At 51.8% G+C, this 25,388-nt stretch carries 24 protein-coding genes and 1 pseudogene; 14 read left to right on the forward strand and 11 right to left on the reverse strand.

Going from position 1 to position 25,388, the window contains the following annotated elements:
- Positions 1 to 48: 48 nt before the first annotated feature.
- A pseudogene (locus P5704_023685) lies at positions 49 to 3,155 on the forward strand (HsdR family type I site-specific deoxyribonuclease).
- Positions 3,145 to 3,864: a SprT family zinc-dependent metalloprotease gene (locus tag P5704_023690; protein ID WOF81807.1), complete on the forward strand. Its 720-nt coding sequence runs from the start codon at positions 3,145 to 3,147 to the stop codon at positions 3,862 to 3,864. The pseudogene P5704_023685 and the gene P5704_023690 overlap by 11 nt, the downstream one beginning before the upstream one ends.
- A 176-nt stretch (positions 3,865 to 4,040) precedes the next feature.
- On the opposite strand, the gene P5704_023695 is transcribed toward P5704_023690, so the two are convergent.
- The 3 genes from P5704_023695 to P5704_023705 all read right to left on the reverse strand — a co-directional run bounded on the left by P5704_023695 (position 4,041) and on the right by P5704_023705 (position 5,698).
- Positions 4,041 to 4,346: a hypothetical protein gene (locus tag P5704_023695; GenBank protein WOF81808.1), complete on the reverse strand. Its 306-nt coding sequence runs from the start codon at positions 4,344 to 4,346 to the stop codon at positions 4,041 to 4,043.
- A gap of 503 nt (positions 4,347 to 4,849) precedes the next feature.
- Complete coding sequence (locus tag P5704_023700; GenBank protein ID WOF81809.1) at positions 4,850 to 5,248, reverse strand: hypothetical protein; 399 nt, start codon at positions 5,246 to 5,248, stop codon at positions 4,850 to 4,852.
- A 3-nt stretch (positions 5,249 to 5,251) separates the two neighbouring features.
- Positions 5,252 to 5,698, reverse strand: coding sequence for a hypothetical protein (locus P5704_023705; protein ID WOF81810.1), 447 nt, complete (start codon positions 5,696 to 5,698; stop codon positions 5,252 to 5,254).
- A gap of 261 nt (positions 5,699 to 5,959) precedes the next feature.
- Here P5704_023705 and P5704_023710 point away from each other — a divergent pair, with 261 nt between their 5' ends.
- Positions 5,960 to 6,430 carry a transcriptional regulator gene (locus tag P5704_023710; GenBank protein WOF81811.1) on the forward strand — a complete coding sequence of 157 codons (471 nt, stop codon included), beginning with the start codon at positions 5,960 to 5,962 and terminating at the stop codon, positions 6,428 to 6,430.
- 33 nt (positions 6,431 to 6,463) lie between these two features.
- Here P5704_023710 and P5704_023715 read toward each other — a convergent pair whose 3' ends face one another.
- The 4 genes from P5704_023715 to P5704_023730 form a co-directional block, all read right to left on the reverse strand.
- A complete protein-coding gene (locus P5704_023715; GenBank protein WOF81812.1) occupies positions 6,464 to 7,750 on the reverse strand; it encodes a site-specific integrase in 1,287 nt (428 codons plus the stop codon).
- A gap of 106 nt (positions 7,751 to 7,856) precedes the next feature.
- On the reverse strand, positions 7,857 to 8,471 hold the full coding sequence (locus P5704_023720; GenBank protein WOF81813.1) for a hypothetical protein: 615 nt from the start codon (positions 8,469 to 8,471) through the stop codon (positions 7,857 to 7,859).
- Positions 8,472 to 8,478: 7 nt separating this feature from the next.
- Positions 8,479 to 10,563, reverse strand: a complete 2,085-nt coding sequence (locus P5704_023725; GenBank protein ID WOF81814.1) for an integrase — start codon at positions 10,561 to 10,563, stop codon at positions 8,479 to 8,481.
- 60 nt (positions 10,564 to 10,623) lie between these two features.
- Positions 10,624 to 12,846, reverse strand: coding sequence for a hypothetical protein (locus P5704_023730; GenBank protein ID WOF81815.1), 2,223 nt, complete (start codon positions 12,844 to 12,846; stop codon positions 10,624 to 10,626).
- Positions 12,847 to 12,928: 82 nt separating this feature from the next.
- Between P5704_023730 and P5704_023735 the strand changes: the two genes are divergently transcribed.
- From P5704_023735 to P5704_023760, 6 genes are all read left to right on the forward strand, one after another.
- Positions 12,929 to 13,486 (forward strand): TerD family protein, encoded by a 558-nt coding sequence (locus P5704_023735; GenBank protein ID WOF82230.1) that lies wholly within the window; start codon positions 12,929 to 12,931, stop codon positions 13,484 to 13,486.
- A 60-nt stretch (positions 13,487 to 13,546) separates the two neighbouring features.
- On the forward strand, positions 13,547 to 14,095 hold the full coding sequence (locus P5704_023740) for a TerD family protein (GenBank protein WOF81816.1): 549 nt from the start codon (positions 13,547 to 13,549) through the stop codon (positions 14,093 to 14,095).
- Positions 14,096 to 14,151: 56 nt separating this feature from the next.
- On the forward strand, positions 14,152 to 14,907 hold the full coding sequence (locus P5704_023745; GenBank protein ID WOF81817.1) for a hypothetical protein: 756 nt from the start codon (positions 14,152 to 14,154) through the stop codon (positions 14,905 to 14,907).
- Positions 14,908 to 14,970: 63 nt separating this feature from the next.
- Positions 14,971 to 15,591: a CDP-alcohol phosphatidyltransferase family protein gene (locus P5704_023750; GenBank protein WOF81818.1), complete on the forward strand. Its 621-nt coding sequence runs from the start codon at positions 14,971 to 14,973 to the stop codon at positions 15,589 to 15,591.
- Positions 15,591 to 16,190: a lysophospholipid acyltransferase family protein gene (locus P5704_023755; protein ID WOF81819.1), complete on the forward strand. Its 600-nt coding sequence runs from the start codon at positions 15,591 to 15,593 to the stop codon at positions 16,188 to 16,190. Before P5704_023750 ends, P5704_023755 begins: the two co-directional genes overlap by 1 nt.
- A 23-nt stretch (positions 16,191 to 16,213) precedes the next feature.
- Positions 16,214 to 17,128, forward strand: coding sequence for a phosphatidate cytidylyltransferase (locus tag P5704_023760; protein WOF82231.1), 915 nt, complete (start codon positions 16,214 to 16,216; stop codon positions 17,126 to 17,128).
- Positions 17,129 to 17,174: 46 nt separating this feature from the next.
- Here the strand turns inward: P5704_023760 and P5704_023765 are convergent, their stop codons facing one another.
- The 4 genes from P5704_023765 to P5704_023780 form a co-directional block, all read right to left on the reverse strand.
- The gene (locus P5704_023765) at positions 17,175 to 17,663 is read right to left on the reverse strand and encodes a DUF4262 domain-containing protein (protein WOF81820.1); all 489 of its coding nucleotides are present in this window, start codon (positions 17,661 to 17,663) and stop codon (positions 17,175 to 17,177) included.
- Positions 17,664 to 17,677: 14 nt separating this feature from the next.
- Positions 17,678 to 18,271 carry an RNA 2'-phosphotransferase gene (locus P5704_023770; GenBank protein WOF81821.1) on the reverse strand — a complete coding sequence of 198 codons (594 nt, stop codon included), beginning with the start codon at positions 18,269 to 18,271 and terminating at the stop codon, positions 17,678 to 17,680.
- 121 nt (positions 18,272 to 18,392) lie between these two features.
- A complete protein-coding gene (locus tag P5704_023775; GenBank protein WOF81822.1) occupies positions 18,393 to 19,682 on the reverse strand; it encodes a WGR domain-containing protein in 1,290 nt (429 codons plus the stop codon).
- Positions 19,682 to 20,284 (reverse strand): hypothetical protein, encoded by a 603-nt coding sequence (locus tag P5704_023780; GenBank protein WOF81823.1) that lies wholly within the window; start codon positions 20,282 to 20,284, stop codon positions 19,682 to 19,684. Before P5704_023780 ends, P5704_023775 begins: the two co-directional genes overlap by 1 nt.
- A 70-nt stretch (positions 20,285 to 20,354) precedes the next feature.
- On the opposite strand from P5704_023780, the gene P5704_023785 reads away from it, so the two are divergent.
- From P5704_023785 to P5704_023805, 5 genes are all read left to right on the forward strand, one after another.
- On the forward strand, positions 20,355 to 21,251 hold the full coding sequence (locus P5704_023785; GenBank protein ID WOF81824.1) for a hypothetical protein: 897 nt from the start codon (positions 20,355 to 20,357) through the stop codon (positions 21,249 to 21,251).
- Positions 21,235 to 22,152, forward strand: coding sequence for a hypothetical protein (locus P5704_023790; GenBank protein ID WOF81825.1), 918 nt, complete (start codon positions 21,235 to 21,237; stop codon positions 22,150 to 22,152). The genes P5704_023785 and P5704_023790 overlap by 17 nt, the downstream gene beginning before the upstream one ends.
- Positions 22,153 to 22,222: 70 nt before the next feature.
- Positions 22,223 to 23,335, forward strand: coding sequence for an ATP-grasp domain-containing protein (locus P5704_023795; GenBank protein WOF81826.1), 1,113 nt, complete (start codon positions 22,223 to 22,225; stop codon positions 23,333 to 23,335).
- The gene (locus P5704_023800; GenBank protein ID WOF81827.1) at positions 23,332 to 24,453 is read left to right on the forward strand and encodes a phosphoribosyltransferase domain-containing protein; all 1,122 of its coding nucleotides are present in this window, start codon (positions 23,332 to 23,334) and stop codon (positions 24,451 to 24,453) included. The genes P5704_023795 and P5704_023800 overlap by 4 nt, the downstream gene beginning before the upstream one ends.
- Positions 24,454 to 24,517: 64 nt before the next feature.
- Complete coding sequence (locus P5704_023805; protein WOF81828.1) at positions 24,518 to 25,378, forward strand: hypothetical protein; 861 nt, start codon at positions 24,518 to 24,520, stop codon at positions 25,376 to 25,378.
- Positions 25,379 to 25,388 lie beyond the last annotated feature (10 nt).

The following is a 25,388-nucleotide window of genomic DNA, read 5'->3' on the forward strand; positions in this document are numbered from 1 at the left end:
CTTACAGACATGAAATTTGCAGCTGACAATAAACTAGGATAAATAGCAATGAGCACCGTCGGCCAGATCGAAAAAATGACCCAGCAACGTGTGGTCACTCTGTTCCAGAGTCAGCTGGGCTACGAGTATCTGGGCGACTGGGCCGAGCGCTCCGGCAATGCGAATATCGAGCCCGAGTTGCTGCGCGGTTGGCTGGCAGAACAGGGTGTCGGGGCTAATTTGGCCAGCCGGGCTATTTTCGAACTAAACCGTGTAGCCAATGATGCCAGCAAGGGTCTGTATGACCGCAACAAAGCGGTGTACGAGCTGCTGCGCTATGGGGTGAAGATCAAGCCCGAGGTCGGCGAAAACACCAGACTGTGTGGCTGATCAACTGGAAACAGGCTGACAAGAACCACTTCGCCATTGCCGAGGAAGTCACCGTCAAGGGCGCTGATGCCAAGGCCTATACCAAGCGCCCGGATATCGTGCTCTATGTAAATGGCATTGCCCTGGGCGTACTGGAGCTGAAGCGTTCCAAGGTGGCGGTGAACGAGGGCATTCGGCAGAACCTGGATAACCAGAAGGTCGAGTTTATCCAGCCGTTCTTCTCCACCCAGCAATTCGTGATGGCCGGCAACGATACTCAGGGCCTGCGCTACGGCACCATCCAGACCGGCGAGAAGTACTACCTCACTTGGAAGGAAGAAAACGCTGACAGCGCCGTTGCCGACAATCTGCTGGATCGGCATCTGCTTCAGCTGTGCAACAAGGCGCGCTTTCTGGAGCTGATCCACGACTACATCGTCTTCGACAGCGGGGTGAAGAAGCTCTGCCGGCACAACCAGTACTTCGGTATCCGCGAGGCGCAGCGCTACCTGCGTCGGCGCGAGGGCGGGATCATCTGGCACACCCAGGGCTCGGGTAAGTCCCTGACCATGGTCTGGCTGACCAAGTGGATTCGGGAAAACATCCAAGACTCGCGGGTGCTGATCATCACCGACCGCACCGAGCTGGATGAGCAGATCGAGAAGGTATTTACCGGCGTTAACGAGCAGATCGTGCGTACCACCAGCGGTGCCGACCTGATCGACAAGCTCAACCAGCCATCGCCCTGGCTGCTGTGCTCACTGATCCATAAGTTCGGCACCCGCGAGGATGCCGATGTAGAAGACTTTGTGGAGGAGCTGCGCAAGAGCCTGCCGCCAGACTTCCGCGCCAAGGGCGACCTCTATGTATTCGTCGACGAGTGCCACCGCACCCAGTCTGGCGAACTGCATAAGGCGATGAAAGCCATCCTGCCCAATGCCGTGTTTATCGGTTTCACCGGCACGCCGCTGCTCAAGGCCGACAAGCAGAAGAGCATCGAGGTGTTTGGTCGCTACATCCACACCTACAAATTCGACGAAGCGGTGTCCGATGGCGTGGTGCTCGACCTGCGCTATGAAGCCCGCGACATCGATCAGAACATCACCTCGCAGCAGAAGATCGATCAGTGGTTCGAGGCCAAGACCAAGGGCCTGAACGACCTAGCCAAAGCGCAGCTCAAGCAGCGCTGGGGCACCATGCAGAAAGTGCTGTCCAGCCAGTCGCGGCTGGAGAAGATCGTCGCCGACATCCTTCTCGACATGGCCACCAAGCACCGCCTGGCTGATGGCCGTGGCAATGCGATGCTGGTCACCAGCAGCATCTTCGAAGCCTGCAAATGCTATGAGCTGTTCTGCAAAGCCGGGATGGGCGACATGTGCGCCATTGTCACCAGCTACAAGCCATCGCCTGCTGACATCAAGGGTGAAGCCACTGGCGAAGGACTGACCGAGAAGCTGCGTCAGTACGCCATCTACAACCAGATGCTCGGCGACAAAGATCCGGAGACCTTCGAGAAAGAGGTCAAACAGCGCTTCATCAAAGAGCCGGGCCAGATGCGCCTGCTCATCGTGGTGGACAAGCTGCTGACCGGTTTCGACGCGCCTTCAGCGACCTACCTCTACATCGACAAACAGATGCGCGACCACGGCCTGTTCCAGGCCATCTGTCGGGTCAACCGCCTGGACGGTGAAGACAAGCAGTACGGCTACATCATCGACTACAAGGACTTGTTCAAGCAGCTGGAAGGCGCCATCGGCGACTACACCAGCGGTGCACTGGACGGTTACGACAAGGCCGATGTGGCGGGCCTGCTGGAAGACCGGCTGAGCAGAGGCCAGGAAGACCTTGAGGAAGCCCGCGAGGCGATCAAGGCCCTGTGCGAGCCAGTGGAGAAACCCAAGGACACGCCTGCCTATATCCGCTTCTTCTGCGGCACCGACTCGGGTAATGCCGAAGTGCTCAAAACCAACGAGCCGAAGCGGCTGAACTTGTACAAGATGACCTCCGCGCTGATTCGCTGCTTCGGCAATCTGGCCAACGAGCTGGAAGAAGCCGGCTATAGCGCCAGAGAAATCAGCGAGATCAAGGATGAGGTTGATCACTTCACCAAGGTGCGCGACGAGGTGAAACTGGCCAGCGGTGACTACATCGACCTGAAGGCTTACGAGCCGGACATGCACTTTTTGATCGACACCTACATCCGGGCCGAGGACAGCGAGAAGATCTCAGCCTTCGATGATATGTCGCTGATCCAGCTGATCGTGGAACGTGGTGTCGATGCGGTGGACGCTCTGCCCAAGGGCATCCGCGAAAGCCAGGAAGCCGTGGCCGAGACCATCGAGAACAACGTGCGCAAGTTGATCATTGATGAGTCGCCGATCAACCCGAAGTACTACGAGACCATGTCTTCGCTTCTCGACGCGCTGATCGCCAAGCGTAAGGAAGACGCCATCAGCTACCAGGAATACTTGGATGAGGTGGTGAAGCTAGCTCAGCAGGCCAAGAACCCCACCAGCTCGACCAACTATCCTGGCTCGATCAATAGCGCCGCCCGCAAAGCGCTGTATGACAACCTGAGTCAGAATGCCGGCCTGGCATTGGCTGTGGATGCCGCTGTGCTGGACAGCCGGCAGGACGACTGGCGCGGCAATGCCATGAAGATCAAACGCGTACGCCTGGCTATCAAGCAAGTGCTGGATCAGTGGGGCAAAGACGCCGCTGAGGCCTTGGGCGACTATTCAGCAGGACAGGACAACGAACGGCTGGATGCCTTGCTGGAACTGGTCAAGCATCAGCATGAGTATTGAGTCCCGCAATATCACTGTCAGCGGTTTGACCGTGGAGGTCGTGCGCAAGCCGATCAAGAACCTGCATCTGGGCGTTTATCCGCCGCAAGGACGTGTGCGTGTGGCCGCGCCGTTGGCGGTAGATGACGAAGCCGTGCGCCTGGCGGTGGTGGGCAAGCTGGGCTGGATCAAGCGCCAACGGGCCAAATTTCAGGCCCAGCCCCGGCAATCCCAACGGCGCATGGTCAGCGGCGAGAGCCATTACTTCCTGGGGCAGCGGTATCGCCTGCGCGTGCACGAGAGCAGTGGTATAGCACTGCATGTAACGCTGCGCGGTAAGGCCTGCATGGATCTGTTCGTGCGTCCGGAGACCACCGTCGAGCGACGCGAGCAGGTGCTTCAGGACTTCTATCGTGCAGAGTTGAAGCGCCTAGTGCCAGAGCTGCTGGAAAAGTGGCAGCCGAAGCTAGGGGTTGAAGTAAGGGCCTGGGGCATCAAACGGATGAAGACCAAGTGGGGCACCTGCAACATCGAAGCCCGACGCATCTGGCTCAACCTGGAGCTGGCCAAGAAGCCCGTGCAATGCCTGGAGTACATCCTGGTGCATGAGCTGGCCCACCTGCATGAGCGGCATCACAACGAACGTTTCACCTCTCTCCTCGACCTCCATTTGCCGCAATGGCGAACTCTGCGCGAGGAGCTGAATAGTTCAGTGCTGACAGAGTTTTAAGCCAGTGTGGTGGGTGGACGCCAGATCTTTTGGTGCCCAAAGCAAGGCATGGCGCTAAGCGGTTGATGGCAGTTGTTGACCAGATTAATTAGCGAGAAGGGCGTGGAGCGGTGCGTATTAGCCAAGTACCGGCGAATAGCAGTCAGGCTGAATCCACGCCATGAAGATGCCAAATCTCATACTTCAAGCTCTATTTCCAACTTCTTGCGTAGAAGACGTCTTATCGCTTCCGTATCCAGTGCTGTATCAACTCGATTGAAGGCCCCCCAAATCTCCCAATATAAAAATCCCGGAGCAGTAAGAGCCAATTCTCCGCACTCGTTCTTAGCATTTTCCATCAAACTATCCACTGCTTTTTGATAGTCATCCGGTACTGACTTGCCACATGTGTAATGCCAAAGGTGATAGTACTCCTTCTTGAGTTCACATAAATCCTCAATCAACTTCGCGAGGATCCGATGCTGTTCGGCTATCGTCGGCATTGATACATATTCCTAGTAGTGGCTACACACGGAAAGTGTAGATGACTCTTAGCTATACATACATCAACATATACACCAAAGATCTGATATCAGCCAGGCCTTACCAAGGGAATGGCAGGTCAATCTACATTGCATAAGCAGCCTAAGCTAGTTCAAGAGGCGCCAGGGCAAGCGCAACCTAGCTTCCCCAGAAGCTTTGAAATGCATCAGCGAATACCATCCGATTTTGCGTTCAAAAGTCGCGATCACGTAGAAACTGCCGCTCGTTGTATGTAGTACCCAGAAGCCGCTTTCTTTATAAAGGTGGATAACATCGGATGTGCGAATTGTTGTCCCTTCCCTGAATACTTTACATGAGCTGTGATGACTGAAAACGCGACCCACGGCAGACCTAGCGAAGATATGGACATCAGTGAGGTATCCAGTCACGCGCCATGAAAATTGGGTGTTTTGTGCTTTTATTAGACACAGCTTTGTGCGCCTGGAAAGCTCTGTCATAGGCATCAAAAAATCCGTCCGAGAGTCTCAAGAGAAGCTCTTGTTCTGATGCCATCTCCCATTAAAATATAAACTGTACTTAGGGTTTGGAAAATGAACCCTTGCTCGAATTTGTGTAGATAGCTTGTGCGCACAAAGTCGCCTACATCCCAACGGCGCTGACTATCGTAAATCACTGTGTGTGCGTAGATGACGACTGGTTGACGGTTAGTTCTAGTCAACTCGTTGAGTTGCGCTGAGGTGACGTCCAGATCTATCCAGCGCCAATCAGAAATGAGGCAGTACTCAGAGTATGGGTGGCGCTCACGGGCAATCCGAACAGCCTCATCCTGACTGACCTTTGCTCCAGGCATCTGTATTCCATCGCCGTAGAGCAGATCGGTTATCTCATGCAATTCTTTCATCGCTTATCCACCGTAATACCGACGCGCAGGTGGCTCGGCGGTGTAGAGCACTACATCAGACCCCATCTGAACTTGACTAGCCATCAGTTTGGTCGGCCCTCCGAATTGATAGCAATTGAACTTGGTGTGCACGAGATGGAATATTTCGCCCCGCTTGGTTCGCTGCTCGATCAGTTTTAATACATCAGCAACTGCAATTCCCTTGTTGTCAGGAAAATCGCAGCTTACGACCGCTTGAAAGCTTCGGATGAATAACCCTTCTCCTGGTTCTTTGAGCGTCCGCTTAATGATCTCGGGATCATTTGTAGCTATTGTATTTACAACACCATTGGTTTCGGTACTGGCCAGCGTAATGCTCATCCAGCGCTCGCTGCCTTTCTTATTGAGGCACCAAAGTCCTGCGCTTTCTGACTTGAACTCAAAGTCTATATGTCCGGCTTGAGCAACCATGGTGTTCCTCCGCTTAAAATATCTGTTCAGTCGCTATGCCGCCGTGGAGGCGGGGTGTCATTCAGGGCGGCAGGAGCAGAAGCTGGACATCGCTCTTTGCGGACTCGGTTAGGGGGCCGCTGGCTGCAATCACACCTGCTTGGCTGGTGCCAAGGATTTCAATTGGCATTTATTGACGGGGGTTTCTGATAAGATCATGCGACACATCGTTAGCTTATCAGCTAACGATGTGTCGCGTCAAAATTGGTTTGATGCTCGTTTTTGAGCGCGAAGAAAATGAGGCTTGAAAAGGTTTTGGGGCAGGTGCTGCGGGATGCCAGGCTCCAAGCTGGTCTGACACGCACTGAGTGCGGCGAAGTCCTTCATATTTCAAATCTGAGCCAGATCGAAAACGGCCAAACCCTTCCTCGCATCGATACGCTTGCCGCTCTCTGCAAGGTGCTCGGTGTCGCTCCCAGCGATGTTCTGCTGGTTGTTGAAGCGCGTTGCTCTGGTCTCGACGTTGAAGAGCAGATAGTGCTGAGTAATAAAAGGCTTAGGGCTTTGCTGAGTGCGGGGCGGTTTGAGTCAGTTGTTCAAGAGGATGCGCTTCGGGGAATTCGAGGGAGGAAGGCAGACAGTACTCGTGACTCCGTGAAGCGCATGCAGGGTGAAGGTCTACAAAAAGACGAGATCGCTCGTAGGCTAGGGGTGACACTCAGGACTGTTCAGAGGTACTGGGCTAGAGGGTAAGCTAGGATCCCCGCGCACTGGTCGTGCAGTCGCTCATGCAAGGTCAAGATCCATGGCTGCCGTCAGAGCCTCTTCTCGCTTGATGTATTTCTCCTTGCTGATTTTCCCTCTTTTGAAATCTTCTAAGAGCTGTTTTCTCCGACGCTGGTAGGTTTCATAAGTCCTGGCAACTTGGACGTTATGGATGACCTGTTCGTACTTGGATTTTTCCCTAAAGGCGGCGTCCACATAGTTAAGCAAACTCTCAAGCGTTGCGTGGCCGCTCAAGGCCATGGCGCGCTCGGCCAACATCTTGTTTGTCATTAGTGTTTGCCTGAATGAGTCGGGGCTCAGGGCCTGTGTTTCAGCAATGAGCTTAGCCACAATGTTGGTGCAGAAAGCATGCCTGAAGAGGTGCGAGCAGGCTTGTTCCTCGATGCCCGCTGCACGTCGAATTAACGAAAACTCGGTCGTCAAGGTATCTATCCCTAAGGGGCGTCCGCCTCGCTCTGTCACTAGTAGAAAACCGTGGTCTGGAGCGTCCTTGAATCGCTTCATGATGGAGCGGCGGTCGCCGCGAATGTAGTTCAGGAGGTCTTCTATCATTGGTGGGCTAAGCTCAAGCTCACGAGTCAGCCCAGTCCCGCCTCTCTTCAACGTGGAAAGTCGAATTATTGGCTTTTTAATTTTGCTAGCAGCGAAAACTTGTGCAACAGTAATCGCCTGAATCTCGGCTCGACGGCCACCCAGCTCCTCGAACAGGGAAATCATCAGATGCCGACGATTGCATAAAAATTCCGATGTGGACATCTCATCAATCGCGTTGTGCAACTTTGCGATGGTGGCTTCGCCAATAGGTCTGCGGGTCTTTTTGGCACTGGCCGTCCTGAACGACCTGTGGTGAACGCTGGAGCGTTTGATGGCTTTTCCATTTCGGTAGAAAACTGAGTCCACCATCTCAATAGAAATGGTTCCACCTATTCCAACGAAATTATGAATTCCATTCATCTCTCCCACATGTGAGAGAAAGCTTAAACATCTTCTGCCTATGCTGGTAATTGTGCGCTCAGTTCTTTTTGGCTGAGTGGGATTGTTTAGTTTTGTCTGCTTGCGGAGTCCGTCGATGAAGTCGCAAAAATCGTCGTCGGAAAGGGCTATGAAGTTGAGTTTGTTATAGTAACAGAATCTAATCAGGTGACTGATCTGCCCGGCGTATTCACCAAAGGTACCCCCTTTGGTTCCAAATCTTGATGGGCCATTGCCGCCACGGCTGGGTTGCATGCGCGTCTTGATCATGTAGGCGTTGGCCTGCAAGCAAGGCGAGCCATCAGGCCAAGTCATGAATGGTATATTGCTACTATCAAGTGTATGCAGTTTATCGTGCGATAAATAGTCGTATAGTCGCAGTCTCGGGATTGGAGTGAACAATTGAGATGCTTCGGGGTACTCAATGATTCGCTTTGCCATTTGGCACCAACTGCAAATGATTTTTCATGGATAGAACGGTCACGTCATCAAAGGGGGCAGGATTCAACCCTAGTATCTTGATGATTCTGTTGATTGCGTCGTTAATTCTCTTTTGCCGCAATCCCGTATTCGTGGTGTCAGAGATCGTGATCAAATCTTTCCGGTTAATCTCCAGTGCCTGTATTAAAACCATATTTACCGCTTGGAGTGTGGAAATCGAAGACTTGAGTTCTTCGACCTGATCCTCCAGTGCAGAACGAGTACGTTTATTTGGAGGCGTCAGTTCCTTCCTGAACTTGCGTATAGCATTCTGTGCATGTGCCCGCAATTTTTCTAAGTGCTGAAAATCTTTCTCAGGCTCATTGTCGGCGAGCCTTTTCTTTAGAGTGTTAAGGCTTATGGGATGGATTGTGAAGCTTTCATTCTGTATGAAGAACTCAATGTCCAAAGAGCATAAGCCACCTTGGCTCTTCAGTGCGTTCAGAACTTTTTCGTTGTCAGTATAGTTACCTGGTGATTGCCCTATATCTACCAGTAATTTGAAGATGTTCGCTATGGATTGATCAATCAGCTCGCGCTTGGGTAGTGTGTTCATTTTATTCTCAGCTGACAATGAATAGGACTTGCATGGATTTACCATTTTCATCGTTGAAAAATTTTGGCTCAATCCGAGCTTTACCTTCTTCAAGCATCGCCGAAAGGTAGTCTTCGATTTTTTGCTCGTCGACCAAGGAGAATTTGGTGGTGCTGAATTCCGCAAACAGCAGATCCTGCAAATTCTGGTAATTGTCTAACCGTTCGTGTTTGGCGAGGTCAGCAAAATAGCGGGCGCCCGCGCCCCTGAGATCTTTGGGCTCTAGGCACTCGGTCAAGTAGTGCCAAACGTGTTCAATGTCGCGGTGTCCGAGCATCCAGCGAAGGGTATCCAACTCGCCGAAGCTATTGGTGTAGAAAAACATAATGGCAAAAAAGCGGCGCAGTTGGTGCTGGCGTACGTAGTAGCGTTCCCCGTCAGCAGTGATATCGCTTTCGAAGTAGTCGCAGGCGAAGTCCAGATGGCGGTTGTACAGGTGAAGCGAGCAGTCCTGTAATCCTTTGTGCCCCAGCGACGATGGGGTCGCGAAGAGGCCGGTCAGATCGTCGATAACCCGGAGACGCTTGAGTAGCTTTTGAAAGCGGCGAAGCTCCTCGATCATTTCCACGGCAATGGCGTCAATAGGCCGAGACTCACGCTGCCGCATTCCCAAGGCGTCGCGGGTGGATTTCTCCAAGTTGAAGACGAGCCATGATTTGCTTTTGTCCAAGCAGTTCGCAGCGTCCAGAGTGACCAACTCGTCAATGCGCCGCGCCATGATCATCCCAACGACCATCTGTATGCTGCCCAGGTAGACGTATACCAGCTCAAGCAGTCCGTGGTTGGCGCGCAGGTGCTGGAAGTACTGCTCCCGGCTGCCTTTTCGAGGAGATTTATTATTGGTGCTGCGGTTGCTGGATAGGCCTAACCTTTTGACGCCGAAGTTAGCGAGCTCCGGGCCGATAATTCTCAAAAAGTCCTCTTTGGATTGTTGGGTCATTGAGATATTCTGAGCGTGACTACGCGCTGCTACCCTGATGAAACCGTTCAGGATCTTCCTCCCATGTTCGACATGGAATTCCACACTGCGGCGGAATAGCTTCAACAGGTTGTCTGACGGCACGCTTCTGAATCGGGAAGATTCGTTGAGTTTTGGAATGTACTCTGTGATGGTGTTGGTATCTGCGGGTGCGGATAACCCTAACGTATTGAGTGTCGCGCTATTCACGAGCGCGTACCGATAGTAATAGTATACGGTGTCTTGGAGGATATCAGACTCGCCTGTGGTGACTCTGACCCCTGGATACTCGCGCTTGTAGTTGATTTCGTTGGGGTAGAAATTAAGTACTTCGAGAGCCGATTTTGGCGTTTGTCGCCCACGCAACGTGTCTGGGTAGATGCGCTCCGAAAGTGCTTTTGTGCTTACCTTGTAGCCATTGCTACTATTCCCGTAGTACAGATTAGCCTTCATGAGTGCCGCACGAATCCTCGGGATATCAGCCACGGTGATATCGAGTTTGAGATTCTCACACTCATCGTCGCTCACCTCCAACATACTTGGATACTTGGCAAAGATTATCTCGGCCTCGTTATCGCTGAGATTGCACAGCTGAGCATTGCAGAACGCGGATGAGCGTTCAGGCCATGCATAAACGGAGTCTTCAGCCCATGGAGTAGAGGCAAGATGGTTGAGAATTCCTTTCAAATCATCGGCGCTCAAGGCGCCAAGGCCGAACTTGATAAGGCCAAGCCTTCTTGAGTGTATCAACAGGTAGTCAATGAGTCTTAACGTGCATGACAGACGCATGTTTTGGGTCACGGGCGCGCGCGTGGAAAACTCTTCATTGACTCCGTTCGCACCAATTATGAGCAGATGTTGCAACGACCGTAATAATTTTTCGTTCTTGGCCTCAGTCAATAGACTGCCATCCCCAAGATGTACCGTCCAATCGAGTTCTATGGGTTTTTTTTGGTGGGCCTGAATTGCCCAGCGATGCTTATAGAAGTCACTTAGCAGCCAGGGTGCTGACGTATGAGGCGCTAGTTTTGTTATCACAAAGTCATCGAGAAATTCATACCCGGTGCTGGATTCACGCCCAGTGAGCAGGGACATAGATCAATGCCTCCATCTTTTTCGCATCAACTAGTTTCAGCGCAGCATCTAGGTGTTGCTTCAGCAGGCGGTTATAGCCGCTTGTGATTTCAGATTTAATTTTGTCTGCAAATGACGCCCAGTATTCCGCTTTGCCGCATACGCGGGCCCGATCAGTGGAGGTTTTGACTGCTGCTTCAAGTGAGAGCAAAGAAGCCAGGAACGGCACGCCGATAGAAAAACAGCCTCACTAGCCTCGGTAATTGTCCGCTGTTCTGTGCGCTCAGGATCTGAAGCTTGGTAGGGAATCTCTTTAATTCGGTGGTTATCCAGAAAAGCATCCAGTTCATCCATGGTGTTGAATCGGGTCACTCGGAGGAGATGGTGACTATCCTTCATGGCTTCACAGACGAGCGCTTTCTGAAAGATCCGGATCCACCGAGCTTTGATGAATGCCAATAGAGCGTCCGGTAGGTAGTGGCTGAGCAGATCTGGGTAATAGTGCTCATGGCCGAGGGCCTTAGACATGGCTTCGCTACTTTTACTATGAATAAAGATTTCAACCGCCCTAGATGCCCGGATCTTGGTCAACCGTACTCGTTTGATGAATTCGACCAGCTGGGCAACCGGCAGGTCGCTGTGGGGCTTGAATTGTGTGATCAGTTGTTCGCGTAAGCTAGAATTGCCACGAAAGGTATGTTCGTTCCAGATGGTTACATCGGCCTTATTAAAGCTGAAGGCTTTCCCTGAAGTGATAAATAGGTAGCGATAGCTGTCTTTCCCTTGCGCGCGTAGCTTTCTCCGTCCAGAGCTAGTTATCTCGATAATATCCTTCACTATGTTGAAAGAAGTGTCATTGAGCTCGATGACCTGCTCTCGAACATCTGGATTCTTGCGGTCTTTGTATCCAGTTAGCAGGCGCTTCTCTTCGTTAAATCCCACCAATTGACCTTGCTGATTGTAAAGCTCGAAGCTCTTTAGAAACTCGGTCGTGATTTCAGGATGCTCAAGCACTAATAAGCACTGAAGTGGGAACAGACTTCCTGTAACGGGGAACCCGTAAATGTTGGCAAGATCCGCGGCATCGAAGTTTTCACCGGTGAGTCGGTTGTAAATCTTGCAAAGGAAACTTGATGGCACCTTAGAGTCGGCGGCCTCCAGTGTCGCGCAGATGTCAGCCAGTGTGTACCGGTTTACGATTCCCCGGCCTTGGTACTCGATGATCGGGGTGCCGCTCTGAGCGAGCAAGACACGACGGGCCTTTCGGGATTTCAGGTCTGCAACCTGATGGATTGCCCAGTTACGAACTGTGGCAAGGTCGTTCTTGATGTGGAAAAACAATACGTCAACGGCTTCTGAATCGGTTACGTAAAGGGGAATGCTCGTAAGTAGCTTTTCTTGGACAAGCAGCCCGCCTTCTCGCTCTTCTAGTTTGGTTTCAGATCCATGCTTGGTTGACGGTGGTGGTCGCTTGATTGGTGAGGTTAGCTTTGCCCATACCCCAGTTTTGCATAGGCACTTCTCAATCGATGTTATAAATCTGCCCCAGTTTTTGATTTGTGATTTTGCATCCTTCTGGGCTTCCTTTGCCTCGCTGAAGTAAGCAACTGTAAAGGCCTGTATGAAACTTTTCACGCCTGCCTCGGTTTTGAAGGTGCTCCGGGGCCATATGGTGTGGTGCTCACCGAGATAGTCGAACATGTAGTTCCATTCAACGCGAAATGCGCCAGGTCGGCCACGGAAGTACCTTTCAATTTCTGCGAAGATGGCCTCTACAAATACCCGCCCATAAGGGGCTACGAGCTGGGCGAGCCGTACGTACACACCAGTTTCGTCCGGGCGCAGGATTGACCAACCTTTCCAGTACCAACGTTTGTACTCATTAGCCGAAGCAATCTCCGCGCACACGCTTGCATCTGGTTTGAACAGGGAGAAGTTCCAGGAAAAATCGTGAGCTTCAGGAAGCTGCGCTAGAGCCGTCGTGAGCGATTGATAGAGGCAACGGCATAAGGTTTCACGCTTTTTTTCTGGAAGCTCCACTAGAGCATTGCCTGCCATGGCGGAGGAGAATCCACGCAAGATCCCCTCGATACAGGGGCTTCTGACCGTGTCCATGGTGATCCGTTGGCCGGTAATGTCACAGTAGGCCTCCAACAGTTGTATGGACGCGTGGACGCTGTATTTTCTGAGACCGAAGATTTTTTGGTGGTCGGCTGCCCCTTGGATAATCAGATTCGCCAACTCTGGGTCGATTGCAGCCAAAGGGTGATAGCGGATAGCTTGGGTTTTTTTGATAATTGTCATTTTTCTTTTGCTTCCATTGGCGTCTTAATCAATCGTTTCAGAGCTGTTTAGAAGATAATGACAATGTTCTCAAAATAGTCAAATCCAGGGCCAGAAAATCGACCTGACCAAAACCAACCCTGGTCTGGCAAAAGTCCTGGCAGGTCTTGGCTGGGAAAAGCGCACCACTGACGGCCAGGAGTTCGACCTGGACGCCAGCGTGATCATGCTGAACGCTGAGGGCAAGGCGCGTGGCGAAGCCGACTTCGTCTTCTACAACAACCCGGCCTCCGCGTGCGGCTCGGTCAAGACCCATGGCGATAACCGTACCGGCGAAGGCGAAGGCGATGACGAGAAAGTCTCGCTGGAGCTCGCAGGTATTCCGGCTGATGTTGAGCGCATTCAGTTCGTGGTCAGCATCCACGAAGCCACTGAGCGTGCCCAGAACTTTGGCATGGTCAAGAACGCATACATCAACATCCGCAACGAAGAAAGCGGTGAAGAGCTGATGCGCTTCGACCTGTCCGAGGACTACAGCCTCGAAACCGCCGTGATCATGGCCGAGCTGTATCGCCACAATGGCGAGTGGAAGTTCAACGCTGTTGGTCAAGGCTATCGCAATGGCCTGATCGAGATCCTCAAGGACGCGGCCCTGGCCTAAGTCTGACGGGGAGGGGCAACCCTCCCCGCGTTCACCTCTTCTGAATACAAGGAACGCAACATGATCAATCTCGAAAAAGGCCAGCGCATCAACCTGAACAAAGCCGATGGCAGTGCGCTGACCGCCATCAAAATGGGCCTTGGCTGGGATCCGGCTCGCTCGGGTGGCTCTATTGACCTGGACGCCTCGTGCGTAATGCTGAGTGAGGACAAGCAGGTCATCGACCAGGTTTGGTTTCGCCAACTGAAAAGCCGTTGCGGAAATGTCCAGCATTCAGGTGACAACCTGACGGGCGAAGGTGATGGTGACGACGAAACCATCAAGGTCAGCCTTGCAGGCATCTCGGCTGATGTGAAGTACCTGGTTTTCACCGTCAATAGCTTCCGTGGCCAGACGTTCAACGAAGTTGCACGCGCAGGCTGCCAGATCTATGACGACAAGGGCAATGTGCTGGCCAAGTACGACCTGTCGGAAAAAGGCTCCAATACCGGCCTGATCATGGTCTGCGTGTATCGCCATAATGGCGCCTGGAAGGTCAATGCCCTGGGTTACCCAACCAACGGCAAGATCGCCAGCGAAATGCTGGCAGATATCAATCAAGTGATTTGATTGATTGAAAAACAATGCCCCGGCTTATGCCGGGGTTTTCATATGAGAAAAATTAAATGCCTGTGATGAAGAAACCTGCTGAAGAGCCAAATTCCTCCGAATGCTCTACTTGGCATATGTGGCTTCGGTTTTTTAAGACCGTGCTGCCGCTTTTTTTGATCAGCGCCGCCCTCACATGGGCCTTGTCACCGAGCAAAAAAGAATCCGTCATGGATTCTTCTCCACATGAGGCATTCCTGACGTCAAATTACATCACCAGTATCGATTTCGACAGAATTTGGCCATCAACCCAGCCATTGGACGTGATTGATGCTTGCCGCAAAGACAAGGGGCTCTGCGCTTTTTGGGCGCTCAACCGATATGGTGAAAATGTTTTTGCATCGATGCAGTTCCAAACCGCACAGCTCTCTAATGAGTGGTTGATCAACGGCATTGAAATAGCCCATTTTGCGTACTGCAAGAAGAACAAACAACCGAGTCGTCGTTTTCTGATTGGTGAGCGTCCGCTATCTGGCAATGGGTTCAAAACCTTTTATTCTGAAATCCAGATAATCACGAGGCAAACAGGTGTTGGCCCCGCCTTTCTTTCGCTTGATGACCCTAGAGTAAAGGCTCTGGAGCTTAGAACGGAAGCCTATCAGCCCATCAAGGGCGAAGATGGGCTAGCAGGGTTTTATCCAGGGGCGATGTTCCGCCTGAAGGATCGGGACTTGTGGGTTATTTTGGTCTCAAAAGAAGGTAAACAGTCATTGGTGTTTATCAACATGCCCCAGCTCGGGGTGAAGAACTGGGACACCATTCCCTATTGCTGACATAGCGCCAGCGCAGGCAAATACTGTATTGTAATACGTGTTTATTAAGCCAAGGACAGATCCATGGAAGACAATCGCAGGCCCATCAAGTCACGCTCGCAGAGCTGGGCGATCCAGCTGACAGCCTATCTGATCAGGAGAAACATAACGCCAAATCAGATCTCGGTTGCCAGCATTGGCTTTGCGGCTCTGGCGTCGATCTGCATGACCCTTTCGACCGGATTCATGGCTTCGGTACTGGCAATTGCATTTGTGCAGATGCGCTTGGTATGCAATCTTCTCGACGGCATGGTGGCCATCGAAGGCGGGAAAAGCTCTGCGGCGGGCAGCCTTTACAATGAATTCCCAGACCGAATTGCAGACACTCTTTTGATTGTTTCATTGGGCTATGCGGTTGCTCTTCCAGAGCTTGGCTGGTTTGCGGCACTGGCGGCTGCATTGACCGCCTACGTGCGTGTATTTGGTGGATCCGTTGGACTCAAACAGGCGTTTACGGGCCCGATGGCCAAGCAGCATCGTATGGCGGCACTGACAGTTGGTCTTGGAATCAACCTGGTGGAAGCCGTGTTTTGGGGAACACATAACGCACTGGTAATCGCACTCGGTGTTATTGCCCTTGGTTCGGCACTGACCTGCATAACGCGTACGCTCGATATTGCGCGTGAGCTTAAGGAGTCTCAGTGATGTGGATCTCGACGTTACTGATACAGCTATTGAAGTTACTGCTTGGCGCCAGTGCACGGTTTGAGAGCAATCCCGAATTCTCAGGCCAGCGGATTTACTTTGCCAATCACACCAGTCATATCGACACGCTGGCGATTATGGCCGCACTTCCAAAAGAAGCGCGCATAAAGACCAAGCCTGTGGCCGCTGCCGACTACTGGGGTAAGAACAGATTTCTGCATTACATCGCAACGCGTGGCCTTAATGGTGTGCTCATCGAGCGCAAGCCAGGGGAGGGTGTAGACCCGCTTGAGCCTGTTCGCAGAGTATTGGAGGAGGGGAGCTCAGTCATTATTTTCCCTGAGGGGACGCGCTCATTTCAGGCCTTACCAGGAGATTTCAAATCGGGACTCTATCGGCTGCACAAGGCGTTTCCTGACGCGCAGTTGGTGCCTGTATATCTGGATAACCTCTATCGCTCGATGCCAAAGGGCAAGCATGTGCCACTGCCCATCATTTGTACGATCAGGGTTGGTGATCCAATCGCAATCATTGAGAACGAAGACAAAGATCAGTTTTTGATCAGGGCGCGTGAAGCGGTAGTGAGGCTTTCAAAGTGATCGAAGATAAATTCTACCTATTGATGACCTGTGTTGTTTCGCTGCTGGCGCTGGCAACTGTGATTGGGCTGGTGCTCAAGAGGGTGACCAAGACTGAATCTGGCATGGTTACGGTTGAAAATCTCAATCTCAGGATCAATGCCTGGTGGTCGATGATCGCCATTTTTTCGGCCTCATACCTGCTGGGCGGTACGGCAACAGTCGTGTTATTTGCCTTCATTTCGCTTTTTGCGTTGCGCGAATTCATCACCCTAACCCCCACGCGGCTGGGCGATCATAATGCCTTGTTTGCTGCCTTCTTTATCCTAATTCCATTGCAGTACTTTTTCATCGGTACGCACTGGTATTCCATGGTCACCCTGCTGATTCCGGTGTACGCCTTCCTGTTTCTTCCGTCGATAGCGGTATTGTCTCATGATACCGATGCCTTTCTGGAGCGGGCCGCCAAGATCCAATGGGGTGTGATGATCACGGTCTACTGCATCAGCCATGCACCAGCCCTTCTGATACTCGATCTAAAGGGATTTGAAGGACAGAACGCGCTTTTACTGTTCTATCTGATCTTCGTGGTACAGATTAGTGATGTCTTGCAGTATGTTTTCGGCAAGCTGTTTGGTAAGCGCAAGGTAGCGCCAATTGTCAGCCCCTCCAAGACGGTTGAGGGTTTGATTGGTGGAGGCCTCACGGCAACCCTGGTGGGTGGCTGCATGTATTGGCTAACACCATTTAGTTTTTACCAGTCTCTTGTCATGTCATTTGTGATTGTCGCAATGGGTTTCCTGGGCGGTCTTACCTTGTCAGCCATCAAGCGGAGCCTGAGTGCAAAGGATTGGGGAACCATGATCAAAGGGCATGGCGGCATGCTGGATCGGATGGACTCTGTGTGCTTTGCAGCGCCTGTGTTCTTCCACTTGACCCGCTACTTTTTCTCGGCATGAGCTGGAACAAAACCCTTGTGATGAACAGGCATCACGAGGGATTGGGTCAATGAAGTCGATTACCGGTGCTGATCTCCGATTGATCAGTCAGCTTGAGGGTGGGCGGTGTCCCGATATAAGGCTGGTGCTGCCTCATGTGCTCCTGAAAACCTTTCTCATGAGGATACTTCCCATCCGTGTCAGGCCACAGCACCTGGCAGAATTTTGGCGAAATACCTTTGTGCTTATAGTATTCCAGGCATTGAACACCAAATTCACTGATGGCCTCCCTGGATACAGGATGCAGTAGCAATGGAACGCTCATCAGGTCTGCAATGACTTCAGCCTTTTTCGGCCTGAAACCCTTTCGTATTTCGTCGAAGATCTGGTTCAAAATTGGCATCATCATGTGCGGATCCAATCCGAACACGATGAGCTCTGGAGCACCTATGTTTGTCATACCGATGGTATACAAGAAAGCAGGCCCAGGATCTTCTTCAGTTGGAAATACATACTGGAGGGCAATGCCGTATTGATCGATATTTTTCTCGATCATTTGCTGAATTCTATTCATGGTTCTGGGCTTTGTGATGAAATTATTTGATTTTCTACGTCATGATTTTTTACGTGGATAAACGCGCTAGGCACCGTTTCCGTTAACCATACTCCATTTTCGGATCGGTAGAACTGAATGCCTGCATCTTGCATCTTGCGCGCCTGCACTACCAGAACGACGGGTTTTCCATACCGCATGCCGACCTCTATCGCTGTAGCTTCAAGCTCTGAGAGGTGGACATGGTGTCGTGCGCCTGAAACCAAGCCCTTATCCATGATTGAATCCAGAAATCTGCTAGCGTTTCCATGGAAGAGTATCTCAGGAGGCGCCAGGCATTCAAACTCAATCTTGACAGCCTTGGCTGTGTGCCCCTGGGAAGCGCGAATATTGCGCCCGCACGCCGATAGGCTGAATCTCTTTTTGTCAGATGTGGCGACGATCTGATCAATCATCTCTCGCGTAAGAGAGTGGCCATTCTGACCTGCACATTCGATAAGGTCATCAATGGAAGCCCATCCTTCCTGACTCAGGTGCAATCCTATGGCTTCTGGCTTATGCCGAAGCACGAAGCTCATGAACTTGCTATCGCCTACACTTACCTTTCTCATGTGACTTGTCCTTTTGCAGCTATCAGTATTTTAGCCCATGAGTATCATGCGATGCCAAAGCGTATAACTACAATGAGCAAAAAAAGCGCAGCTGAGCTGCGCTTTAAATCCATCATAACGGCTACATCTCAAACTCAACCAAATACCGCACGGTCGCCTGATTGGTCTTGTAAACGATCATCTCGTTGTTCATGACCGATGAGATGTTGGCCTTGGCGAAGGTTGAATCAGTCCCCGGTGCAGGCAGGTTCTGAGAAGGGCCTCGCGGCACATGAACCTTGCCCATGGCGACATCCGCCAGGAACATGAAGCACTGATTTTCCTTGGCGCCAGCCCACCATCCTGTTGCGTAGTTCAACGATTTTGTCGACTGATCGGAGCAATAGAGACCGTCGCCGAACATTCTACCGCACACGTGTGGCGCGTTACTGCGCGGGATAATCAAGCCAGATTTCAGGATCGAAAGGATGTTGCCTGGTCGAGTTCCGTGCCATAGGCGCATCACGTTGCCAAGCTTCTTGCCTTCACTGTCGTAAGCCTTTTGCATCTCATCGATGGTCACTTCATACACGCACTTGATTTTGTACCCAAAAGAAGCATGTCGTGTGGAGGCAGTGGACGCAAAGAACTCATCAATCCATTTAAGGACTTTCTTGTCCCGGAGAACATTGATCTCGCAATTAAAGATCTGCGGAACTTCAACGGCCTTCTCTTCGACCTTGTTCTTTTGCAGCTCTTCAACCTGGCCAACCGAAGCCTCCAGATCATCCAGCAAGCTGTTCTGCTTTTGAATGGCTTCCATGTCTGGCAGCACATCACGCACCGCAAGCTTTCTGCCAACCTTCTGCGGAATCAGCATCAGGTAGGAAGCCAGATTGGTCTTTACCGGCGCGCTATCAAAATCACCTTTTTCAATGCTCTTGCCAAGCTCAGTCAAAAGCTGACGCGCTTCGGATAGGCTCTCCAGGGTGACAATGCCCAGGGGCGTCTGGAAAAGACCGGTGTCTTCGTCGTATTTGAGATCCGTGCTGCTCAAAATAGAATGAACGTTGGCCTTTACCAGGCGCTTGACAAGGTCAGAGACCACGTCAAGATCCTTGGTTCGAATCTGCTCAGAAGCTGCCATTTCTAGGGCCATGCGGCTCATGCTGGATTTGCCCGCATCAGTCTGAATACCCTTGAACAACTGATAACCATCGCGAAGCTTCGAATTCATCTTGCTCTGCAAAAAGCGTGACGCCTGAATTTCACTGGCGAATGATTTCAATGGCTGTAATTGACCATTGGATCCTACACGCCCGTTGGTAACCTGGACGGTGTGGTTATCAAATTGCTCGACTTTCCAGAACTTGTTGTTGTTGTCATCTACGTTGGTTTTTACCAACATCTCACTGCGTACGAGAGCGCTCATTACGCGGCATCTCCGCTTACGCCCTCGACATCGAATTTTGCGACAGCAGCGCTGGAGCAAACAGTCAGCATGAGCTGAGCATAGGCCGCGCTGGTGCGGAAAGCCTCCTCGAAGAAGTCAAAGCGCCAGACATTGCGCTCACTGTCGTCCAGCCGGGTGCTGTTGAAATGCTGAGCCTCGAAATGCGACAAGGCGTCAATCAGCTCTTCGCGAGCTTCTTCGACATCCTCGATAGAGCTGTCATCAATTACCTCAACCCGCAGGCGGAACGCCACCTTGCGATCTCCTTCACGCTCTGCCTCGACGTCTTCGCCGATGTAATACAGATGGTAACCATACTGGTTATCACCGACCAGGAATGAGCCAACCTTATGCAGCGTGCTGACGGCCTCATCTGGAATGTGGTTGCCAGTGCCTACCAGCAGCAGGTTGTGCATGACCGCAGGCTTGCTGTCGTCAACGATTGCGTGGAGCTTGACCTTTCCAGACTGGTTTACCACCGACAGAAGGCTTTCAGGACGAACGAAAGGGTGGGAAAGGACTTCAATGACACGTGCGGTGTTTGATGCCTGGACAGGGATGATGAAAGAATACTGACGCATGGTAAGGCTCCTGGTTGATCAGGAAACCATTGTCAATTAACATCTATCGGAAATCAACAGGATTCTTTCAGTGAACCTCGCACCCCTCGTGATCCTATGCACTTTTCTATATTTGGCTCCGATCACGGCCCAGGCTTCGATCAATAACACTGTCGTTGCTCAGGGGAATTGGGAATACAGCTGGGAGACTCGATCAAGCTATCCGCTCAGCATTTCACTTGATATCGACGAAAAAACAAGGAAAAAAGCTTACCTTAGTGATGGTGATCTACTTGATTACAAGCGCATCAGCGTTTTGATTCTTGATCAAATGAGGGTTATGGCCCGCAATCTCACCACGCCGGGCATAAGGATATCTGTGCAAGGTACGTCCTTGAGCAATTTTGAGGCGACGGCCTGGGCGCAGGAGTCCTTACAGGGGGAGGCACAGAAAAGCATCGAGGCCATCTATACGTTTGCCAAGGATGCTATCAAGCCCATCGAGAAGAGCACCTACTATCGCTATAACCGAGAAACAAGATCACTTGGGATCAATTACAACAAGATTGCAAAGGACTACGAAGCGCTTGTCATACAGACATTGCTAGCCCTGAGCAAAACCCTGAAAACAGAGGATCGCATCATCCTGCGAGACAGCTTGCTCGACATGCTGCAAAGCATTCCCTATACCGATCTGGCAATGGACGATTTCCCGCTGCTAAACCCTGCAAGGATGCTTCTCGAAAAGCGCGGGGACTGCGAAAGCAAGCAGGTTTTCATGGCAGCCGCATTGAAGCTGTTATTCCCCGAAAGGAGGGTTCTGCTGCTACAGCTGCCCGAGCAGGAGCACATCGTTCTGTCCTATGCAGGCGATCACGGTGAAGAAATTCTCATGGATGCAACAGGCCCAGCCAGGCTCCCCGTTGGCAAGTTGGGCCCACACACCACGCTTAATCAAAAGGTCATCAGTTATGAAATCAATTTTTAAACCAGTGGTTGCCGCCATGCTGCTGTTTTCAGTTTCCGCTCAGGCTCGCCAGATCGAGTTTTCACAAGCCGCCTCCGGCGAAACGGTCGAATTTACGTATCGCTGGGATGACCGTTTCGGTCGGCCAGACGGTGTGATCATGTCAGTTTTAAAGCAGGATATTGATGCCCATCTTAATGACCCAAAGATGAAAATAAGACCAAAAGCCCTTGCAGGATGGTTGTTCGAGCATGTGCGCCAGGAGGCCGCACGCTTGAGCACCGATGGCTATAGCATCACGGTCAGCAATAACGATGGCATGGTCTCCATTCAAGGTAAGGGCATTGACCAGAAAGTACTCAATGACAGAGTAGAACAGGTCAAGGCCATTAATCAGCGAGCCCTGGAGCACCTGGAGTCAAACTCATACTTCATGCTTGTTGATGGCGAAATTCGCCTTGATTACAAGGAGATCGTGGATACCAGCACCAGCCTTTTAGGCCCGGTAGCTAGCATAATGACTGACACACGGGTTTCGACTCGGGAAAATATCGAGCGTTATTTGCCATTTCTGCAAAACATACCGTACGACCGACTTGATGGAGATGAAGAATTTGGGCTCTATACGCCCATGCACATGCTCATTACGAACAAGGGAGACTGTGAATCGAAGCAGCTTGCCTTAGCCACGATGATACGCTCGCAGTACCCAACTGCCGATATGATCATGCTTGGTTTGGTCGATCACATGGTCATTGGTGTGGCCATTGCACCGCAGGTAGGCGATCAGACATTTATGCACCAAGGTCGCCTCTATGTCCTGATGGATGCCACGGGGCCAGCCTTGTCAAAACCTGGCCATCTCTCTGAACGGGAGGTCAAGCGATTGTCAGCAGGGGAGGGCATCGTTTTTCCCATATAGCCGATATTGACAAGACGTCAATAGGTGTGGATAATAACGGAAAATTCGCACCAACCCTCAGGAATGCATCGTGACCACACCCGTAATTTGGTTCAATGACGGCCTTTCCGTCATGGCAGAAGCCATCCAGGCGCTTCGCAGTGAGAACAACACGATTTCTAAAATTATCGTGTCTCACAAGAACCCGTATTTTGTCGGCTTTGATATGGCCGACACCTTCGTTGTTGAAAATGTGTTCGATAGCAGCAAAGCCTATGCTGACTGGGCTCTGTCGTTTGCAAAAGAGCATGGCGTTACGCATTTCTTCGTCGGTCGTCATGGCCTTGAGATCTCGCGCCGCAAGCAGCTATTTGAAGAGGCAGGGGTTGCACTTCTTTACACCCTGACACCCGATCAGTGGAATGACATCGACGACAAAGCCGCTTTTTACAATCGGCTCAATGACGCCGGGCATTGCTTCATGCTGCCGCACTGGCGAATCTGGCGTGACAGCTATCGCGGCAGCGGACTGCGGCCTCTGATCGAAGAAATTGTGAGCGTGCCATCCACGCCTGCACGTCAAGCCTGCGTTAAGCCTGTGCGCGGCATCTTTGGGCAGGGTTTCTTCTTGTTTAACGAGGAACCTGACGCATCACAGCAACTGTTCTTCCCTGAAGAAAAGGTCATTTCACCGAGCACCTTTGGCTCGCTGGCTTACACAGCCTCCGCCAAAGAGGGCAAAGAGCGCGACTGGATGATCATGGAGTATCTGCCAGGCCCTGAGTATTCGGTCGACACGCTAGCCTATGAGGGTGAGCTTGTGACCTTCGTGGCGCGCCAGAAAAGCGATGTACCAGCCGAAGGTCAGCAGATCGTAGGTGACGCGGATATCGTCGAGCAACTGCGCATCCTGGCGCAAGAGTTCAAGTTGTCTGGCGTATTCAATGCTCAATTCCGCCGCGATGTGAATGGCGACCTGAGAGTGCTTGAAATCAATCCTCGTTTCTCAGGCGGAATGGGCATGAGCCTGAAAGCCGGGGTCAACCTGCCATTTTGGTGGCTTCAACTTGTGATGACCGAGGGTCGGTGCATCAAGGATATCCCGCAGGCCAACATCGGTATGCGCGTGTACTCCTGGCACACCGCTGTTCAAATCACAGACCACTCTCAAGCAACCCAGGGTTGCCATAAGGACATGCAATGACAGCCATGACAACTGAGCGCCATGCTTTCGAGCTGCCTACTGGACAGCTCAATATCGAGGTGCACGAGCAGAACTGGCCGTTCGACAAGTGCATGGGCGTAGGCGCTCGTCAAAACCCAAAAAGAGGTTTTTTGTTTGTCAGCAAATTGCTTGGCAAGCATATCCCCGTTGCCCCAAGCGCGATGCGCGAAGCCCATCATGAATTGGCGGCCAAGGTCATGCCCATGCTCGATCACGAACCGACGCTGTTCGTGGCGATGGCTGAGACAGCCACGGGCCTGGGGCACGGTGTTTACGAGGCGGCGCTGGAGCAGGGTGGAGACAATCATCCTTGGATCTTCTGCACGACAACCCGATACCGCATTGAGGGCCATGAGCGAATCGATTTTACCGAGGATCATTCGCACGCCACAGATCAATGGCTTCACATGCCAAAAACCGATGTTGCGCTTGAAAATATTCGGACGCTGGTATTGGTTGACGATGAAATTTCAACCGGCAAAACCATGCTTAACCTGGAGAGTAGCCTCAAGGCAAAGCTGCCTTCGCTCGAAAAAGTGCTATGGGTAACCCTGACCTGCCTGGCAAATGAAACGGCGCGGCCATGCGCGTATTTGCTGAAAGGCCGCTTCGATTTTGTTGCGGGAATCCTGGGGAAGATGCCTGGCAATGCAGTGGGCAATGAAAAGGATGTGACGGCCAAGCTGTCAACGAATTGGGGGCGCGTAGGCGTGCAAGGCAAGGTCACGCTCGGACAGGCCTGCATGGGCACACTGATCCGCCACGCAATGGCTTCGCCCAGTCCTAAACCTGTTCTGGTCTTGGGGCAGGGCGAGTTCATGCACGCCGCCTACCGTGTGGGAGAGATGCTTGAGCAATTGGACGTCGACTGCAAGGTTCAGTCAACCACTCGCTCGCCAATCATGGTGTACGGAGCAATCGGCTGTGCGCTAAGCGTACCCGACCCGATGGGGACAGAGGTCAATCATTACGTGTACAACCTCAATCCTGAGGAATACAGCCATATTTTCGTGGTTGCAGAGACTCAAAACAGCCCTGAGAGCCGGGCATTGGCGCATCAGTTGGGTAATGCTTCAGTACTGGCCGTTGATTTTTAATGGGCGAAGTATTGACAGGTCGTCAATATATCTCTATAGTTAACGCCATATCTGGAGATTAACCATGAATAACCGCTTCCTCTACCTCAGTGATCTTGATCACTCCTTGTTCCAAAGCCTCAAGTCCGATGATCGTGGAAATACGCCCATGACCGTCAATCAGGACGGAGAGCCACACGGCTTCGCTCGCGAGGATCAGAAGGATCTCTTTGAGATGATGAAGCGTACCGGCGTCATCGTTCCGGTTACTGCTCGCTCTCATCAGCAGATGGAGCGAGTGAGCGGCTGGCAGACTGGTCAGGATTATGACCTGGCGATTACCGATATTGGTGCAACCCTTTTGATGCGTGACAACCAGGGTGATGGTCAATGGCATGCAATTGACAAGTGGCACGAGCAGTACCTGGACGAAATCTCCCTGCGAACACCTACGCTGATTCGCGATTATCAAATGGCAAAGGACACGCTGCTGCCTGAAGCCGGGTTGAGCGATTCGGTTCAGGTGGACTTGATTGCTTTGGGTAAGCGGCGCCTGCCCTTGTACTTCGCCTTTGCTGTTAAGGGCGACAATGCCGGCGACAAGGTGGAGTACATTCTTGAGCGTTTTGCGAAGCCGATTGCAAAGCTTTCTGGCATCTATCACCTGCATGTGACTGAAAGCCTGATCTGCCTGTGGCCAGACTTCATTTCAAAGGGCCAGGCAGTTGAGCGATTCAAAGAAGTGCTTAAAACAGGTCTTGATGACGAACGACTGGATCGTGCGTTGACGTATCTTGATCTGAGTGATCGAACCATCATTACCGTGGGCGATAACGTCACCGACGTTGAATTCATGAAGCATGGCCATTTCGCCATGGCCCCCAAGAATTCAGACATCATCACCCACATGAGTGATGTTGCAACAAAGCTCATGACAAATTCTTGAGCTTTCTAAA

It is taken from the genome of Pseudomonas sp. FeN3W, assembly GCA_030263805.2.
Lineage (GTDB): Bacteria > Pseudomonadota > Gammaproteobacteria > Pseudomonadales > Pseudomonadaceae > Stutzerimonas > Stutzerimonas stutzeri_G.

Bases quoted from the DNA above. Each gene is read 5' to 3' on its own strand.
- P5704_023745 (WOF81817.1), top strand. From the start codon at position 14,152: ATGCCTGTGATGAAGAAACCTGCTGAAGAGCCAAATTCCTCCGAATGC.
- P5704_023695 (WOF81808.1), bottom strand. From the start codon at position 4,346: ATGCCGACGATAGCCGAACAGCATCGGATCCTCGCGAAGTTGATTGAG.
- P5704_023750 (WOF81818.1), top strand. From the start codon at position 14,971: ATGGAAGACAATCGCAGGCCCATCAAGTCACGCTCGCAGAGCTGGGCG.
- P5704_023765 (WOF81820.1), bottom strand. From the start codon at position 17,663: ATGATCGAGAAAAATATCGATCAATACGGCATTGCCCTCCAGTATGTA.
- P5704_023790 (WOF81825.1), top strand. From the start codon at position 21,235: ATGAAATCAATTTTTAAACCAGTGGTTGCCGCCATGCTGCTGTTTTCA.
- P5704_023755 (WOF81819.1), top strand. From the start codon at position 15,591: ATGTGGATCTCGACGTTACTGATACAGCTATTGAAGTTACTGCTTGGC.
- P5704_023700 (WOF81809.1), bottom strand. From the start codon at position 5,248: ATGAAAGAATTGCATGAGATAACCGATCTGCTCTACGGCGATGGAATA.
- P5704_023705 (WOF81810.1), bottom strand. From the start codon at position 5,698: ATGGTTGCTCAAGCCGGACATATAGACTTTGAGTTCAAGTCAGAAAGC.
- P5704_023760 (WOF82231.1), top strand. From the start codon at position 16,214: ATGACCTGTGTTGTTTCGCTGCTGGCGCTGGCAACTGTGATTGGGCTG.
- P5704_023780 (WOF81823.1), bottom strand. From the start codon at position 20,284: ATGCGTCAGTATTCTTTCATCATCCCTGTCCAGGCATCAAACACCGCA.
- P5704_023690 (WOF81807.1), top strand. From the start codon at position 3,145: ATGAGTATTGAGTCCCGCAATATCACTGTCAGCGGTTTGACCGTGGAG.
- P5704_023740 (WOF81816.1), top strand. From the start codon at position 13,547: ATGATCAATCTCGAAAAAGGCCAGCGCATCAACCTGAACAAAGCCGAT.
- P5704_023800 (WOF81827.1), top strand. From the start codon at position 23,332: ATGACAGCCATGACAACTGAGCGCCATGCTTTCGAGCTGCCTACTGGA.
- P5704_023720 (WOF81813.1), bottom strand. From the start codon at position 8,471: ATGAACACACTACCCAAGCGCGAGCTGATTGATCAATCCATAGCGAAC.
- P5704_023725 (WOF81814.1), bottom strand. From the start codon at position 10,563: ATGTCCCTGCTCACTGGGCGTGAATCCAGCACCGGGTATGAATTTCTC.
- P5704_023715 (WOF81812.1), bottom strand. From the start codon at position 7,750: ATGACTTGGCCTGATGGCTCGCCTTGCTTGCAGGCCAACGCCTACATG.
- P5704_023775 (WOF81822.1), bottom strand. From the start codon at position 19,682: ATGAGCGCTCTCGTACGCAGTGAGATGTTGGTAAAAACCAACGTAGAT.
- P5704_023730 (WOF81815.1), bottom strand. From the start codon at position 12,846: ATGACAATTATCAAAAAAACCCAAGCTATCCGCTATCACCCTTTGGCT.
- P5704_023770 (WOF81821.1), bottom strand. From the start codon at position 18,271: ATGAGAAAGGTAAGTGTAGGCGATAGCAAGTTCATGAGCTTCGTGCTT.
- P5704_023805 (WOF81828.1), top strand. From the start codon at position 24,518: ATGAATAACCGCTTCCTCTACCTCAGTGATCTTGATCACTCCTTGTTC.